The 14,492-nt window shown below is 71.3% G+C and carries 10 protein-coding genes and 1 pseudogene; 8 read left to right on the top strand and 3 right to left on the bottom strand.

The window, feature by feature from the left end; all coding sequences use genetic code 11:
- Positions 1 to 53 precede the first annotated feature (53 nt).
- Positions 54 to 695: a PepSY domain-containing protein gene (locus M2157_RS16200; protein WP_280868211.1), complete on the top strand. Its 642-nt coding sequence runs from the start codon at positions 54 to 56 to the stop codon at positions 693 to 695.
- Between the two features lie 87 nt (positions 696 to 782).
- On the opposite strand, the pseudogene M2157_RS16205 reads toward M2157_RS16200, so the two are convergent.
- From M2157_RS16205 to M2157_RS16215, 3 genes and pseudogenes are all read right to left on the bottom strand, one after another.
- Positions 783 to 1,940 (bottom strand): annotated as a pseudogene (locus M2157_RS16205) (MFS transporter); the annotation flags it as partial.
- Positions 1,941 to 2,065: 125 nt separating this feature from the next.
- Positions 2,066 to 3,022 carry a methylmalonyl Co-A mutase-associated GTPase MeaB gene (gene meaB, locus M2157_RS16210; RefSeq protein WP_280862531.1) on the bottom strand — a complete coding sequence of 319 codons (957 nt, stop codon included), beginning with the start codon at positions 3,020 to 3,022 and terminating at the stop codon, positions 2,066 to 2,068.
- A gap of 49 nt (positions 3,023 to 3,071) precedes the next feature.
- A complete protein-coding gene (locus M2157_RS16215; protein WP_280862532.1) occupies positions 3,072 to 4,274 on the bottom strand; it encodes an acetyl-CoA C-acetyltransferase in 1,203 nt (400 codons plus the stop codon).
- Positions 4,275 to 4,422: 148 nt separating this feature from the next.
- Between M2157_RS16215 and mce the strand changes: the two genes are divergently transcribed.
- From mce to M2157_RS16250, 7 genes are all read left to right on the top strand, one after another.
- Entirely contained in the window at positions 4,423 to 4,863 is a 441-nt protein-coding gene (mce, locus tag M2157_RS16220; RefSeq protein ID WP_020136539.1) for a methylmalonyl-CoA epimerase, read from the top strand.
- Between the two features lie 232 nt (positions 4,864 to 5,095).
- Entirely contained in the window at positions 5,096 to 9,007 is a 3,912-nt protein-coding gene (gene scy / locus M2157_RS16225) for a polarized growth protein Scy (RefSeq protein ID WP_280865575.1), read from the top strand.
- A gap of 183 nt (positions 9,008 to 9,190) precedes the next feature.
- On the top strand, positions 9,191 to 10,126 hold the full coding sequence (locus M2157_RS16230; protein WP_057612062.1) for a hypothetical protein: 936 nt from the start codon (positions 9,191 to 9,193) through the stop codon (positions 10,124 to 10,126).
- A gap of 325 nt (positions 10,127 to 10,451) precedes the next feature.
- Positions 10,452 to 11,420: an ABC transporter ATP-binding protein gene (locus M2157_RS16235; protein WP_280862534.1), complete on the top strand. Its 969-nt coding sequence runs from the start codon at positions 10,452 to 10,454 to the stop codon at positions 11,418 to 11,420.
- Between the two features lie 2 nt (positions 11,421 to 11,422).
- Positions 11,423 to 12,193 carry an ABC transporter permease gene (locus tag M2157_RS16240; RefSeq protein WP_280865576.1) on the top strand — a complete coding sequence of 257 codons (771 nt, stop codon included), beginning with the start codon at positions 11,423 to 11,425 and terminating at the stop codon, positions 12,191 to 12,193.
- Between the two features lie 112 nt (positions 12,194 to 12,305).
- On the top strand, positions 12,306 to 13,616 hold the full coding sequence (locus tag M2157_RS16245) for an ABC transporter ATP-binding protein (RefSeq protein ID WP_280862536.1): 1,311 nt from the start codon (positions 12,306 to 12,308) through the stop codon (positions 13,614 to 13,616).
- A complete protein-coding gene (locus M2157_RS16250; protein ID WP_280865577.1) occupies positions 13,613 to 14,491 on the top strand; it encodes an ABC transporter permease subunit in 879 nt (292 codons plus the stop codon). The genes M2157_RS16245 and M2157_RS16250 overlap by 4 nt, the downstream gene beginning before the upstream one ends.
- Position 14,492 lies beyond the last annotated feature (1 nt).

Below are 14,492 nucleotides of genomic sequence, written 5' to 3' on the forward strand. Positions count from 1 at the left end.
AGCTTGGTTGTCGTCGAAAGCGAACGAAGCAGAACGGCTCTGGAGGAATCCTCATGAAGCGCAACATCGTCATCGCCACCCTCACCGCTGCCGCGCTGGCCACCGGCGGCACCGTCGCGGCCTTCGCCGCGGGCGACGGCGAGGCGACGGCGACGCAGCGCCAGACGAACACGAGCGCCCAGGCGGCCGCGGACCGCGACGACGCCGACGACGCCGCGGACGACCGGGACGACGCCACCGACGACCGTACGGCGGTCCGTGGCGCCGACGTCACCGCCGCCGAGGCGATCACGGCCGCCCTGAAGCACACACCGGGTACCGCGCTCTCCGCCGATCTGGACGACGACGGCGCCACCGCGTGGAAGGTGAGCGTCGTCAAGGGCGACGGCACCGAGTACGACGTACGGATCGCCCCCGACTCCGGCAAGGTCCTCGGCGCCCAGCGCGACACCGACGACGACAACGACGACCGTGCCGAACTCGCCGCGGTGAAGGGCGCGAAGACGGACGCCCGCGAGGCCGCCCTGGCCGCCGCGCACAAGGGCACGGTGACCGAAGTAAGCATCGACGACGACAACGGCACCGTGGCCTGGTCGGCCGAGACAGTGAAGGGCAACGGCCACGGCGAGTGGAACGTCGCCCTCGACACGGGCAAGGTCACCCAGGACCGCGACGACGACGGCGACGACGCCTGACCCCGCCGTCACGCCACAGGCGTGGCCTCCCGATCCGTACCGCCGCGAAGGGCGCCCCCTCCCCCGGGCGCCCTTCGTCATGACCAGCACCGCCGTCACGGCGACCACCCCGCCCGTCAGCGCGAAACACACGGCCACCGGCAGCTGCCCGGCAAGGGCTCCCGCCACGGCCGTTCCGCCCGTACTCCCGGCGTTGACGGCCGTGTTGACCCACGCGCCGGCCTGCGTGCGGGACTCGTGGGCGACCGCCGCGTCGGCGATGAGATAAGCGGTGGTGATGGCCGGCGACACGAAGAACCCGGCGGCCGCCATGACCAGGGCGAGGGTGCCGAGGCCCGGTGCGAGCCCGGCGCCGACGAGCGCGAGGCCCAGGCAGGCCGTCAGCAGGGCCAGCCGGGTCCGGGCGGGCGTCCGCCAGTTCACCGCGCCGTTGAGCATCCCGCCGACCGCGCTTCCGGCCGACAGCGCGGCGAGCACCCAGGCCACGCTCGCGCCGCCGTGATGATGCCGCTCGGCGAAGACGACGACGAGCAGGTCGAGCACACCGAGCGCGAGGCCCACGGCCGCGGCGGCCACGACGGGACGGCCGACCCGGCGCAGTACGCGCCGTCCGCCGCTGTCCCGGCGTGGGGAAGAACCCGCGGGGCGCACGGCCCGTACCGCGGGCGACCGTACGAAGCCGGTCGTCCCCGCCACCATCAGGGCGGCGCCGACGACGATCCCCACGGCCGGCGCGGCGACCCCGACGAGGACGCCCACCAGCAGCGGGCCCGAGACGAAGAGCAGTTCCTCGGCCACTCCGTCGAGGCTGTACGCCCGTTGGAGCAGCGCCTTGTCGTCCTGGGCGAGCCGTGCCCACACGGTCCGCATCGTCGGTCCGAGCGGCGGGACGCAGGCTCCCGCGAGGGCGGTGAGGGCGCCGAGGAGGACAGGGGGTGCGCCGGGGCGCCAGAGGGCCGCGGTGAGCAGGGCGAGCAGCAGGACGTAGGCCGAGAGCAGGGGGACGAGCGCTCGCGGCGGCCCGTAGCGGTCGATCAGGGCGGCCCGCGCCGGGGCCAGGAAGACGACGGTGGCACCGAAGAGCGCCATCACGGCACCCGCCACCGCGTACGAGCCCGAGGCGCGGGTCACGGCGAGCATCACGGACAGCGGGACGACGCCGTACGACAGCCTGCCGAGCAGGGCGGTGGTGAAGGTGCGGCGGGCATGCGGAATGCGCAGCACCTGCGCATAGGAGGCAGACATGGGTGAGTTCCTCGAAGGAGGCGTGGAAGGGGACACCGAGGAGCCACGGGAGCGATGTGCTCGAACCGTGGCCCGGTGCGGCCCTACGCCAAGGAGAGGAACATGACGGTCAACGTATCAGGGGCTCAGCCCCGGGTCAGGCCTTCCACCAGCTCGTCCGCCGCGCGGTAGGGGTCCAGCTCGCCGGCGACGATCCTCTCCGCGAGCGCGTCCAGGCGCCGGTCGCCCCTGAGGTCGCCGATGCGTTCGCGCAGGGCGGTGACGGCGATGGTCTCGACCTCGTGGGCGGCGCGGGTGCGGCGGCGCTCGGCGAGGACGCCGCGCTCCTCCATCCAGGCGCGGTGCTTCTCCAGGGCTTCCATGACCTCGTCGACGCCCTCCGCGCGGGAGGCGACCGTCTTGACGATCGGCGGGCGCCAGTCGCCGGGGCCGCGGGACTCGCCCAGGCCCAGCATGTGGTTGAGCTCGCGGGCGGTCGCGTCGGCGCCGTCACGGTCGGCCTTGTTGACGACGTACACGTCGCCGATCTCCAGGATTCCGGCCTTGGCGGCCTGGATGCCGTCACCCATTCCGGGTGCGAGCAGCACCACGGACGTGTCCGCCTGGGCGGCGATCTCCACCTCGGACTGGCCGACGCCGACCGTCTCGACCAGGATCACGTCGCAGCCGGCCGCGTCCAGGACCCGGATGGCCTGCGGGGCGGCCCAGGCGAGACCGCCGAGGTGGCCGCGGGTCGCCATGGAGCGGATGTAGACGCCGGGGTCGGAGGCGTGCTCCGACATGCGCACCCGGTCGCCGAGCAGGGCACCGCCGGAGAACGGCGAGGACGGGTCGACGGCCAGGACGCCGACCCGCCTGCCCTGCTTGCGGTAGGCGGTCACGAGAGCCGAGGTGGACGTCGACTTGCCCACCCCGGGCGAGCCCGTCAGGCCCACCACGTACGCGTTGCCCGTGAGCGGGGCGAGCGTCGCCATGACCTCCCTGAGCTGTGGGGACGCCCCCTCCACCAGGGAGATCAGCCGGGCCACGGCCCGCGGGCGGCCCTCCCTGGCCTGGGCCACCAGGGTGGAGACGTCCTGCATCACAGCTCCGTTCGCCTGAAAACGCGCTTCGCCCAAAACGTACGGGGATTCAGGCCTTGGGTACCCGCACGACGAGCGCGTCACCCTGACCGCCGCCACCGCACAGCGCCGCCGCGCCGACACCGCCGCCGCGCCGCTTGAGCTCCAGGGCGAGGTGCAGGACGAGCCGGGCGCCGGACATGCCGATCGGGTGGCCCAGGGCGATCGCGCCACCGTTGACGTTCACCCGATCCGTGGAAACGCCGAGGTCCTTCATTGACTGGACGGCCACCGCGGCGAAGGCCTCGTTGATCTCGATGAGATCGAGGTCGGAGACCTCCAGGCCCTCCTTCTTGAGGGCGTGCAGGATCGCGTTGGACGGCTGGGACTGCAGGGAGTTGTCCGGGCCCGCCACATTGCCGTGGGCGCCGATCTCGGCGATCCACTCGAGGCCGAGCTCCTGCGCCTTGGCCTTGCTCATCACGACCACGGCCGCCGCACCGTCGGAGATCTGCGAGGAGGTGCCGGCGGTGATGGTGCCGTCCTTGGTGAACGCGGGGCGCAGCTTGCCCAGGGACTCGGCCGTGGTGTCGGCGCGGATGCCCTCGTCCTTGCTGAAGACGACCGGCTCGCCCTTGCGCTGCGGGATCTCGACCGGGGTGATCTCGGCTTCGAAGATGCCGTTCTTCTGTGCGGCGGCGGCCCGCTGGTGGGACAGGGCGGCGATCTCGTCCTGCTCGGGGCGCCGGATGCCGAGGCGGGTGTTGTGCGTCTCGGTCGACTGGCCCATGGGGATGTTCTCCCAGGGGTCGGTCAGGCCGTCGTGGGCCATCGCGTCGAGCATCTCGATCGCGCCGTACTTGAAGCCCTCGCGGGACTTCGGGAGCAGGTGGGGGGCGTTGGTCATGGACTCCTGGCCGCCCGCGACGATCACGTCGAACTCGCCGGCGCGGATCAGCTGGTCGGCCAGCGCGATCGCGTCGAGGCCCGAGAGGCACACCTTGTTGATGGTCAGCGCCGGGACGTTCATCGGGATGCCGGCCTTGACCGCGGCCTGGCGGGCCGGGATCTGACCGGCGCCGGCCTGGAGGACCTGGCCCATGATGACGTACTGCACCTGGTCGCCACCGATCCCCGCACGGTCGAGGGCGGCCTTGATCGCGAAGCCGCCGAGGTCGGCTCCGGAGAAGGTCTTCAGCGAGCCCAGCAACCGTCCCATGGGCGTACGGGCGCCCGCGACGATCACCGAGGTCGTGCTGTTCGATCCAGACATGAGCTGCGATCCCCTTACCGGCTGCACTGCCGAGGAGTGAACGAGGGTTTACTTCGAATGTACTGAGTGGCACTCCGTGCCGTCATCGCCCCGTCGGTGTGATCGCGCGCACGTTGCGTAACCATCGTAGGAGCGCTGCACTGACAACATGCTGACGCGAATCGACCACATCGGGATCGCCTGCTTCGACCTCGACAAGACCGTCGAGTTCTACCGGGCCACCTACGGCTTCGAGGTGTTCCACTCCGAGGTCAACGAGGAGCAGGGCGTGCGCGAGGCCATGCTCAAGATCAACGAAACCTCCGACGGCGGCGCCTCCTACCTGCAGCTTCTGGAGCCGACCCGCCCCGACTCGACCGTCGCCAAGTGGCTGGACAAGAACGGCGAGGGCGTCCACCACATCGCTTTCGGTACGGCGGACGTGGACGCGGAGGCCGCGGACATCAAGGACAAGGGCGTACGCGTCCTGTACGAGGAGCCGCGACGCGGCTCCATGGGGTCACGGATCACCTTCCTGCACCCGAAGGATTGCCACGGTGTACTGACAGAACTGGTCACTTCGGCGCCTGTTGAGTCACCTGAGCACTGACCCTCGTACATATGGGCCGGTAGGGTTGGGGGCGGTCGCCGCTCTTCCCAGGGCGACCGGGTCCTGCCCATGGCGGCAGAACCGAGCCGGGGTCCGGGTTTCGGGGGGCGAGCGGCGGGCAGCAGCCCATGCTCCGCCGTTGATCTGACACCATTCCCCGGGGGCCCCGTTCGGCGGATGGACAGGGCTCGTCAGGAGAGACTTGCGACCAGGGGACGGATGGGACCGCGCAGTGCGGGGCTACGAACGCCAGGAGCGAGAGCCGGCGGCTGACGTCGACCACCTCTCTCGGTTCGAGGCCGAGATGGAGCGGCTGAAGACCGAGCGGGAAAAGGCGATCCAGCACGCCGAGGACCTCGGCTACCAGGTCGAGGTGCTGCGCGCCAAGTTGCACGAGGCGCGGCGCACCCTCATGTCCCGGCCCGAATTCGGCGGCGGGGACATCGGCTACCAGGCCGAACAGTTGCTGCGCAACGCCCAGATCCAGGCCGACCAGTTGCGCCAGGACGCCGAGCGCGAACTGAGCCAGGTCCGCGCCCAGACCCAGCGCATCCTCCAGGAGCACGCCGAGCAGGCCGCGCGTCTGCAGGCGGAGCTGCACCAGGAGGCCGTCACCCGACGTCAGCAGCTCGACCAGGAGCTGGCCGAGCGCCGGCAGACCGTCGAGTCGCACGTCAACGAGAACGTGGCGTGGGCCGAGCAGCTGCGCGCCCGCAGCGAGTCGCAGGCCCGGCGGCTCCTGGAGGAGTCCCGTGCCGAGGCCGAGCAGGCCATGGCGGCCGCCCGCGCCGAGGCCGAGCGGGTCACCTCCGAGGCCCGTCAGCGTCTGCAGAGCGATGCCGAGGCCGCCCGCGCGGAGGCCGAACAGCTGCTGCGCCGCGCCCGCGCGGATGCCGAGCGCCTCCTCGACGCCGCCTCCACGCAGGCCCAGGAGGCCACCGACCACGCCGAGCAGCTGCGCACGTCCACGGCGACCGAGTCGGACAGCGCCCGCCGCCAGGCCACCGAGCTCAGCCGGGCCGCCGAACAGCGGATGACGGAGGCCGAGGAGGCGCTGCGCAAGGCGCAGGCCGAGGCCGAGAAGGTGCTCACCGAGGCGAAGTCGGCCGCCGAGAAGACGCTCGCGAGCGCGGAGTCGGCCAACGAACAGCGCACCCGCACGGCCAAGGAGCAGGTCGCCCGGCTGGTCACCGAGGCCAGCCAGGAGGCCGAGGCGACCAAGGAGGCCGCCGAGCAGATCGTCGCGGACGCCCGCGCCGAGGCCGAGAAGATCGTCACCGAAGCCGCCGAGAAGGCCCGCACGCTCACCGCCGAGGAGAGCGCGACCCAGCTGTCGAAGGCGGCCAAGACCGCCGAGGACGTCCTCAACAAGGCGCAGGAGGACGCGCAGCGGACCACCAAGGCCGCCACCGAGGAGGCCGAGCGGATCCGCCGCGAGGCGGAGACCGAGGCGGACCGGCTGCGCGCCGAGGCGCACGACATCGCCGAGCAGCTCAAGGGCACGGCGAAGGACGACACCAAGGAGTACCGCGCCAAGACGGTCGAGCTGCAGGAGGAGGCCCGCAGGCTGCGCGGCGAGGCCGAGCAGCTGCGCGCCGACGCGGTCGCCGAGGGCGAGAAGATCCGCGCGGAGGCCCGCAAGGAGGCCGTCCAGCAGATCGAGGAGGCGGCCAAGACCGCCGAGGAGCTGCTCTCCAAGGCCAAGGCGGACGCCGACGAGCTGCGCCAGACCGCCACCACGGACAGCGAGAAGGTCCGCACCGAGGCCATCGAGCGCGCCACCACGCTGCGCCGGCAGGCCGAGGAGACCCTCCAGCGGACCCGTCAGGAGGCCGAGCGGCACCGCGAGGAGGCCGCCCAGCAGTCCGAGGAGATCAAGGCCGACGCCGAGCGCGCCGCGCGTGAGCTGCACGAGGAGACCGAGCGGGCCATAGAGACCCGCCGTGCCGAGGCCGCCGAGGAACTGGCCAGGCTGCACACCGAGGCCGAGGAGCGTCTCGCCGCCGCCGAACAGGCCCTCACCGAGGCCCGCGAGGAGGCCGCGCGGATCCGCCGCGAGGCCGCCGAGGAGACCGACCGGCTGCGCGGCGAGGCCGCCGAGCGGATCCGCACCCTGCAGCAGCAGGCCGAGGCGGAGGCCGACCGGGTACGCACCGAGGCCGCGTCCGACGCGTCCGCCTCCCGTGCCGAGGGCGAGGCCGTCGCCGTACGGCTGCGTTCCGAGGCCGCCGCGGAGGCGGAGCGGCTCAAGACCGAGGCTCAGGACACCGCGGACCGGCTCCGGGCCGAGGCGCAGGCCGCGGCGGAGCGGCTCGCCACCGAGGCGTCCGAGACGCTGGCCGCCGCCCAGGAGGAGGCCAACCGGCGCCGCCGGGAGGCCGAGGAGTATCTCGGCTCGGCGCGCCAGGAGGCCGACCAGGAGCGTGAGCGGGCCCGCGAGCAGAGCGAGGAGCTGCTGGCCTCGGCGCGCAACCGCGTGGAGGAGGCCCAGGCCGAGGCCGTACGGCTGGTCGAGGAGGCGGACCGGCGGGCCAACGAGATGGTGTCGGCCGCCGAACAGCACGCCCAGCAGGTGCGGGACTCGGTCGCCGGGCTGCACGAACAGGCGCAGGAGGAGATCACCGGGCTGCGCTCCGCCGCCGAGCACGTGGCGGACCGTACCCGGCGCGAGGCTCAGGAGGAGGCCGACCGGGTCCGCTCGGACGCCTACTCCGAGCGGGAGCGGGCCAGCGAGGACGCGGCCCGGATCCGGCGCGAGGCCACCGCGGAGACGGACGCCGCCAAGTCCCTTGCCGAGCGCACCGTCTCGGAGGCGATCGCGGAGGCGGAGCGGCTCAGGTCGGAGTCGTCCGAATACGCCCAGCGGGCGCGCACCGAGGCCTCGGACGCGATCGCCCAGGCCGAGCAGGACGCCTCCCGCACCCGGGCGGACGCCCGCGAGGACGCCAACCGCATCCGTTCGGACGCGGCGACACAGGCCGACACCCTCATCACCGAGGCGCGCAGCGAGGCGGAGCGGCTCACCGAGGAGACCATCAACGACACCGACCGGCTGCGGACGGAGACGGTCGCCGAGGCCGAACGACTGCGGTCGGAGACCGTCGCCGAGGCCGAGCGGGTGCGCGCCGAGTCGGTCGCCAAGGCCGAGCAGCTGATCGGGGAGGCCTCCGGGGACGCGGAGCGGCTGCGCGCCGAGGCCGCCGCGACGGTCGGGCAGGCCCAGCAGCACGCGGAGCGGATCCGTACCGAGGCCGAGCGGGTCAGGGCGGACGCGGCGGCCGCGGCCGAGGAACTGGTCAACTCCGCGCGCGCGGAGGCCGATCGCACTCTCGACGAGGCTCGCAAGGACGCGAACAAGCGGCGTTCCGAGGCGGCCGAGCAGGTCGACACGCTCATCACGGAGACCGCCGCCGAGGCGGACAAGCTGCTCACCGAGGCGCAGCAGCAGGCCCTCAAGACCACCGCGGACGCGGAGGCGCAGGCCGACACCATGGTGGGCGCGGCCCGCAAGGAGGCCGACCGGCTGGTGTCCGAGGCGACGGTCGAGGGCAACGCGCGCGTGGAGAAGGCCCGCACGGACGCTGACGAACTGCTCGTCGGTGCCCGCCGGGACGCCACCGCGATAAGGGAGCGCGCGGAGGAGCTGCGCGACCGGATCACGGGCGAGATCGAGGCGCTGCACGAGCGGGCCCGCCGTGAGGCCGCGGAGACCATGAAGTCGACCGGCGACCGCTGCGACGCGCTCATCAAGGCCTCGGAGGAGCAGCTCGCCAAGGCCCAGGCGAAGGCCAAGGAACTGGTCTCGGAGGCCAATTCGGAGGCCGGCAAGGTGCGTATCGCCGCGGTCAAGAAGGCCGAGGGGCTCCTCAAGGAGGCCGAGCAGAAGAAGGCCACCCTGGTCCGGGAGGCCGAGGAGCTCAAGGCCGAGGCGATCCGCGAGGCGAAGCGCACGGTCGAGGAGGGCAAGCGCGAGCTCGAGGTCCTCGTCCGCCGCCGCGAGGACATCAACACCGAGATCTCCCGTGTCCAGGATGTCCTGGAGGCTTTGGAGTCCTTCGAGGCCCCGTCGGCGGGCAAGGACGGCGGCGTCAAGGCGGGCGCAGCGGTCGGCGCCCCTCGTTCGGGTAAGCCGTCGGACAGCTGACCGACTGGTCGGAATCCGGTGCCGTCTGGGGCCTTTGACCAAGTTTTTGGCAAGCCGTCCCGGGGTTAGCCACTCAAAAGGGGTGTCATTCTCCAGATCAAACACGTATCCGCTCGATGACACACCGCTTCGGCCCCTAGGATTCCCCCTATCACCTCACCGGTCTCATTTGACAGGAACCCCATGAGCGACACTTCCCCCTACGGCTTCGAGCTTGTGCGGCGTGGGTACGACCGCGCTCAGGTGGACGAACGGATCTCCAAGCTCGTCTCCGATCGTGACAGCGCTCTCTCCCGCATCACCGCCCTGGAGAAGCGCATCGAGGAGCTCCACCTCGAGACGCAGAACGCCCAGGCCCAGGTCTCCGACGCCGAGCCGTCGTACGCCGGCCTCGGCGCGCGTGTCGAGAAGATCCTCCGCCTCGCCGAGGAGGAGGCCAAGGACCTGCGCGAGGAGGCCCGTCGCGCGGCCGAGCAGCACCGCGAACTCGCCGAGTCGGCGGCCCAGCAGGTCCGCAACGACGCAGAATCGTTCGCTGCGGAGCGCAAGGCCAAGGCCGAGGACGAGGGCGTCCGGATCGTCGAGAAGGCGAAGAGCGACTCCTCTCAGCTCCGTCAGGAGGCGCAGAAGGACGCGCAGCAGAAGCGTGAGGAGGCGGACGCCCTCTTCGAGGAGACCCGCGCCAAGGCCGCGCAGGCCGCCGCCGACTTCGAGACCAACCTCGCCAAGCGCCGCGAGCAGTCCGAGCGCGACCTGGCCTCGCGTCAGCAGAAGGCGGAGAAGCGTCTCGCGGAGATCGAGCACCGCGCGGAGCAGCTGCGCCTGGAGGCCGAGAAGCTGCGCACCGACGCCGAGCGCCGTGCCCGCCAGACGGTGGAGACCGCGCAGCGCCAGGCCGAGGACATCGTGGCCGACGCCAACGCCAAGGCCGACCGCATCCGTTCGGAATCCGAGCGGGAGCTTGCTGCCCTGACGAACCGTCGCGACTCGATCAACGCCCAGCTGACGAACGTCCGCGAGATGCTCGCCACGCTCACGGGCGCCGCGGTGGCCGCCGCCGGCTCCCCGGCCGACGACGAGCCGATCTCCCGTGGGGTTCCGGCCCAGCAGTCCCGGTAACACCGCCTGACAGCACACTCAAGGGCCCGCACCTTCTCCCCCGACAGGTGCGGGCCCTTCGGCGTGCCCGCGGGCTGCTGCCGTTCGGCGCCCGGCCCGCAGCACCTCGAGTACGCCCCTGCCCCGCGCGGACCCCCACCCGTCCAACTGCCCATGGTCGGCGCCTGCCAGAGGCCCGCCCACGCGCGCGTGCCGCACGCGAGCACCCCCGTCCGAGTCGTGCGGCAACTTTGGTCGACCAATTTCACATTTTTTGCCTCTTCCGTCGGTCTCCGTTTGCCCATTCGATTGGCATCTGCCGAACCCCGCACCTAGCGTGGTCCGCATGATCGAGCTGGCGGGGCTGACGAAGCGGTACGGCGAGAAGGTGGCAGTCAACAATCTGACCTTCACCGTCAGACCGGGCATCGTCACGGGCTTCCTCGGTCCCAACGGCGCCGGCAAGTCGACCACCATGCGCATGATGCTGGGCCTGGACCGGCCCACCGCCGGGGACGTCCGCATCGACGGCAAGCACTACGACCAGCTCAAGGACCCGCTCACGTACATCGGCGCCCTGCTGGACGCCAAGGCCATGCACGGCGGGCGCAGCGCCTTCAACCACCTGCTGTGTCTCGCGCAGAGCAACGGCATCCCGAAGAAGCGGGTGCACGAGGTCCTCGACACGGTCGGTCTCACCGCCGTCGCGAGGAAGAAGGCCAAGGGCTTCTCGCTCGGCATGGGCCAGCGGCTCGGCATCGCGGGCGCGTTGCTCGGTGACCCACGGATCCTGATGTTCGACGAGCCGGTCAACGGGCTCGACCCCGAGGGCATCCACTGGATCCGCAATCTGATGAAGTCCCTTGCCGCGCAGGGCCGTACGGTCTTCGTCTCCTCCCATCTCATGAGCGAGATGGCGCTGACCGCCGACCACCTCGTCGTCATCGGCCAGGGACGGCTGCTCGCCGACACCTCCATGGCCGACTTCATCGCGCAGAACTCGCGGTCCTACGTCCGCATCCGCACCCCGCAGCGCGAGCGGCTGCTCGACGTGCTGCACGCGGCCGGGGTCACCGTCGTGGAGACCGGGAACGGCACGCTGGAGATCGACGGCAGCAAGTCCGAGTACATCGGTGAGCTGGCCGCACAGCACCAGATCGTGCTGCACGAGCTGAGCCCCCAACAGGCCTCCCTGGAGGAGGCGTTCATGCAGCTGACCGCCGAGTCGGTCGAGTACCACGCCCACAGCGACACACCCGTTGACACACCGCTGCCGCCCCAGCAGCAGTGGGGCGACGGCTGGAAGGGGAACTGACCATGGCGGCGACCCAGGTCATCCGCTCCGAGTGGACCAAGATCCGGTCGGTGGCCTCCACGGTGTGGACGCTCTCCCTCGCCGTGGTGGTCACCATCGGACTCGGCATCCTGATCTCGGCCCTGTCGAAGAACGAGTTCGACAACATGAGCCGCGAGGACAAGCTCTCCTTCGACCCGACCTTCATCAGCTTCGCCGGGATGAGCCTCGGACAGCTCGCGATGATCGTGTTCGGGGTGCTCGTCGTCTCGAACGAGTACAGCACCGGCATGATCCGCACCTCGCTGGCCGCCGTGCCGCAGCGCGGCAGCTTCCTGGTCAGCAAGATCGCGGTCGCCACCGGGCTCTCGCTGGCCGTCGGCCTCGTCACCAGCTTCCTGACGTTCTTCCTCGGGCAGGCGATGCTCGGCTCGCACCGGGCGGAGATCGGTGACCCGGGCGTGCTCCGGGCCGTGATCGGCGGTGGCGTCTACATGACCCTCATCGCGATGTTCTCGATGGGCGTCGCCGCGATGCTGCGCTCTCCGATGCTGTCGCTGGGCATCCTGATGCCGTTCTTCTTCCTCATCTCCAACATCCTCGGCAACGTCTCGGCCACCAAGAAGATCGGCCGGTTCCTCCCGGACCAGGCCGGCAGCAAGATCATGCAGGTGGTCACCCCGATCGACGACGACAGTCCCTACGGCCCGTGGGGCGGGCTCGGGATCATGACGCTGTGGGTGGCGGTGGCACTGATCGGCGGTTATGTCCTGTTGAAGAAGCGGGACGCGTGACGCGAAGGGCCTTTGCTTTCATTTGAGCGGAACCGTCAGCGCCCCGATAAGCTCCTAACCCTTACGGGGGGCGTGTGCCCCGCTGTCCTGAACCTTGCGATGGGTGCGGAGCATGATCGAGGCAGTCGGCCTGACCAAGCGCTACGGCGACAAGACCGCTGTGTACAACCTTTCCTTCCAGGTGCGTCCCGGTGCCGTCACCGGCTTCCTGGGCCCCAACGGCTCGGGCAAGTCGACGACCATGCGGATGATCCTCGGCCTTGACAACCCCACCTCGGGGCAGGTGACGATCGGCGGCTTCCCGTATCGCAGGCTGCCCAACGCGGCCCGGCAGGTCGGTGCGCTCCTCGACGCCAAGGCCGTGCACGGCGGGCGGGCTGCCCGTAACCACCTGCTGTGCCTGGCCCAGCTGTCCGGGATCCCGGCCCGCAGGGTGGACGAGGTGCTGGGCGTGGTCGGCCTCCAGGACGTGGCCAGGAAGCGTTCCAAGGGCTTCTCCCTCGGTATGGGGCAGCGGCTCGGGATCGCGGCCGCGCTGCTCGGCGACCCCCAGGTGCTGCTGTTCGACGAGCCGGTCAACGGACTCGACCCCGAGGGCATCCTGTGGGTGCGCAACCTGATGAAGGCGCTCGCGGCGGAGGGCCGTACGGTCTTCGTCTCCTCCCACCTCATGAGCGAGATGGCGCTGACCGCCGACCATCTCATCGTCATCGGACGCGGGCAGCTGCTCGCCGACATGAGCATCCAGGACTTCATCGCCGCGAACTCCGCGGGCTTCGCGCGGGTGCGGACGCCGGACACCGAGCCGCAGCTGCGCGAGAAGCTGTCGGCCGCGATCACGGAGGCGGGCGGGCACGTCCTGCCGGAGCAGGACGGGGCGCTGCGGGTCACGGGACTGGCCCTCCCCCGCATCAGCGACATCGCGCACGACTCGGACGTACGCCTGTGGGAACTGTCGCCGCACCAGGCCTCGCTGGAGGAGGCCTACATGCGGATGACGCAGGGCGCGGTGGACTACCGCTCGACCATCGACCAGAAGGCGGGCCTGATGCAGCCCCTGCCGCCGGGCGCACAGCCGCCCATGCCGGTCCCGGGCCAGGGCCAGCCGGGCTGGTACGCCCCGCCGCCGCCCCAGCAGGGCGGTCAGCCGTTCGCAGGCCCCCAGGGCCAGGCACAGACGGGCCCGTACGGCGCTCCCGGCGCCGGCACGCCCAATCCATACGCCCAGGCGGGCCCCGCGGCTCCCCAGGGGCAGCCGCAGCCGCCGCTCCAGGCTCCCGCGGCCCCGCCCGCGCAGGCCCCGCCCGGAGGAGCCCTCCCGGCCGCACCCGCGCCGCAACCGCAGGCCTCCGCACAGACCTCCGCTCCAGCGCCGCAGGCCTCCGCTCCCGCCACCCCGACCAAGCCCGAGGACGTCCGATGAGCACCCCGCAGCCCTCGATGCCGCAGGCCCAGGCCGCCGTGTCGAACCGGCAGGCGACGGGTGGGCCGTCGTACCCCGGTTACACCTCGCCGATTCCCGTCGTGCGCACCCATCTCGGGAACGCCATCGCGTCGGAGTGGACGAAGATCCGGTCGGTGCGGTCGACGATCTGGACGCTGGGCGTGTTCGTGCTGCTCGTGATCGGGATCGGGCTGGGTGTCGCCGCGCTGGTCGCGGCCAACGCCTCGACGGAGAGCATGCGGGACCAGAACCCGCTGTCGTTCGGCTTCTTCGGGGTGCTGCTCGGCAGCATGTGCGTCATCACGCTCGGTGTGCTGACGACGGCCTCGGAGTACGGCACCGGAATGATCCGTACGACGATGGTCGCCTGCCCCTCCCGCGGTCGCGTGCTCACGGCGAAGGCGGTCGTGTTCTTCGCCGTCGCCTTCGTGACCACCCTCGTCTCGGTCCTGCTGGTCGCCCTGGCGGACGTGGCCCTGCTGGACGGAGCCCAAACGCCGACCGGCCAGGAGTGGCTGAAGGGCACCTTCGGCATCTCGCTGTACATCGCCCTGCTCGGCCTGTTCTCGCTGATCATCGGCTCGATCATCCGGCACTCGGCGGGCGCGATCACCATCATGATCGGTCTCGTGCTGGCGCCGCTGGTCATCGCGCTGTTCATGTTCTCGCAGTCCCTCGAGGGCCTGCGCCAGGCGCTGTTCGAGTACTCCATCCCGAACCAGCTCAGCGTGTTCTACTCCAACTCCCTCACCGACTCCGGCCCCTCGGGCTGGGACCCGCTGTGGATCATCGTCGGTGTGACGGCCGCGGCGTTCGCCTGCGCCTTCGCCCTGCTGGAGAACCGGGACGTCTGAT

The organism is Streptomyces sp. SAI-127, assembly GCF_029894425.1.
In the GTDB taxonomy this organism is placed as follows: domain Bacteria; phylum Actinomycetota; class Actinomycetes; order Streptomycetales; family Streptomycetaceae; genus Streptomyces.

What these genes read in the sequence shown, in the direction of transcription:
- M2157_RS16200 (WP_280868211.1), top strand. Translation starts at nt 54, where the DNA reads ATGAAGCGCAACATCGTCATCGCCACCCTCACCGCTGCCGCGCTGGCC.
- meaB (WP_280862531.1), bottom strand. Translation starts at nt 3,022, where the DNA reads ATGCAGGACGTCTCCACCCTGGTGGCCCAGGCCAGGGAGGGCCGCCCG.
- M2157_RS16215 (WP_280862532.1), bottom strand. Translation starts at nt 4,274, where the DNA reads ATGTCTGGATCGAACAGCACGACCTCGGTGATCGTCGCGGGCGCCCGT.
- mce (WP_020136539.1), top strand. Translation starts at nt 4,423, where the DNA reads ATGCTGACGCGAATCGACCACATCGGGATCGCCTGCTTCGACCTCGAC.
- M2157_RS16230 (WP_057612062.1), top strand. Translation starts at nt 9,191, where the DNA reads ATGAGCGACACTTCCCCCTACGGCTTCGAGCTTGTGCGGCGTGGGTAC.
- M2157_RS16235 (WP_280862534.1), top strand. Translation starts at nt 10,452, where the DNA reads ATGATCGAGCTGGCGGGGCTGACGAAGCGGTACGGCGAGAAGGTGGCA.
- M2157_RS16240 (WP_280865576.1), top strand. Translation starts at nt 11,423, where the DNA reads ATGGCGGCGACCCAGGTCATCCGCTCCGAGTGGACCAAGATCCGGTCG.
- M2157_RS16245 (WP_280862536.1), top strand. Translation starts at nt 12,306, where the DNA reads ATGATCGAGGCAGTCGGCCTGACCAAGCGCTACGGCGACAAGACCGCT.
- M2157_RS16250 (WP_280865577.1), top strand. Translation starts at nt 13,613, where the DNA reads ATGAGCACCCCGCAGCCCTCGATGCCGCAGGCCCAGGCCGCCGTGTCG.